Origin of the sequence: Enterobacter sp. V89_11, assembly GCF_029967775.1 — a bacterium.
In the GTDB taxonomy this organism is placed as follows: Bacteria; Pseudomonadota; Gammaproteobacteria; order Enterobacterales; family Enterobacteriaceae; genus Enterobacter; species Enterobacter ludwigii.
This window is the reverse complement of the sequence record NZ_JASCAN010000051.1, coordinates 1-1,194: the sequence shown is the minus strand read 5'-3', so window position 1 is coordinate 1,194 and position 1,194 is coordinate 1. Positions and strand designations below refer to the sequence as shown.

Sequence of the window (1,194 nt, the reverse complement as noted above, 5' to 3'; positions counted from 1 at the left end):
CCGATAGGGCTGGCGGGGGGATAAACCTTTACCAGTATGCGCCGAATGCGCTGGGATGGGGGGATCCGTGGGGGTTGAAACCAAGATGTGCACCGACGAAAGCAAATGACCATAATCAGGCTGCTTTCGGCAGGCAGTGGCAAGGTCATGGGGAGTACAAAGGACGCGACTTATGGTCTTACACAATGTTAAAAGAAGGTGATGTCATCTACGGTGGTGCTCCTGGACAATCTGGTTTTTATTTTGATAAGGCAACTCTCGATGCCGCTGGCGGTAGTAGACAAAAACTATGGGAGAGTTTGCAGGTACAGCCACATAGAATATTTGGATTCCGTAGCAAAATTTAGGCGTACCGTGTAAAACGAGATGCAGTTGCTGGAACGGGACAAGCATTATCATAAGATCCTGTTGTTTTTGGTCAGGGAGGAGGAACATAATTTTCCTTTCAAATTATAAAATTGTGCTTGAGCCTATTAGCAAGCCTTTTGATATCGGAATATGACTATGAATCTTGCTATAGATACAGGCGCTTTTTTCTTCAATAAAATGCTGATGCTGACACCACTTATAACCAAAAAAGAAATAATGAATAATAATAATTTAAATTGGGAGCCTTGGCCAGATAAGGGATGTGATACAGTCTCTTATAGAGCTATTTTTAACATAAAAGGAAACACGCATGGTGATATTTATTTGATAGTTAACTTTATTCAACCTAATGATGAAAATGCTATTATAGGTAGTTGGAGTTTCGCACCTTATAAATTAATTGATGGGGAGCAAAAAAATCCAGAGGGGAAAGTCATAAAAAAATTAAGGGATTGGTTCAAAGAAAAAACTAATGTTGACCTCCCAATTCATGGTGCATGGGGCCATATTAATGCGGCATATGACCATTGGAATTGTTCAGGTGCAATTTATTGTAATTATCGTTCTGGTTTCAGAGATGAAAAATCCTGGAGGGATTATTGCAAATGGAATAATATAAAATCATGAATTGAATGCGCATTGGTGTTAAAAACCTCGCAATTATTTAATGATGGTGTGTCGAAAATAAAGCTTGCGACTGTTGAAAGCATACCTTTTGAGGCCAGTGTGAAGACAGAACTCCTGGAAAAATGTGTTTTAACCCCGTAAGAAAATCAAACGTTAAACAAGAGTTCATCACATCGCCATCTTTAACGATGTAATCTT

2 protein-coding genes are annotated in these 1,194 nt (G+C 39.3%); both read left to right on the top strand.

Translation table 11 applies throughout. The features are described from left to right. Window positions 1–347: hypothetical protein (locus tag QLG09_RS22335; protein ID WP_282489433.1), on the top strand; the 347-nt coding region annotated here is incomplete at its 5' end. Between the two features lie 157 nt (window positions 348–504). Then, window positions 505–996 (top strand): hypothetical protein, encoded by a 492-nt coding sequence (locus tag QLG09_RS22330; RefSeq protein WP_073397441.1) that lies wholly within the window; start codon window positions 505–507, stop codon window positions 994–996. Window positions 997–1,194 lie beyond the last annotated feature (198 nt).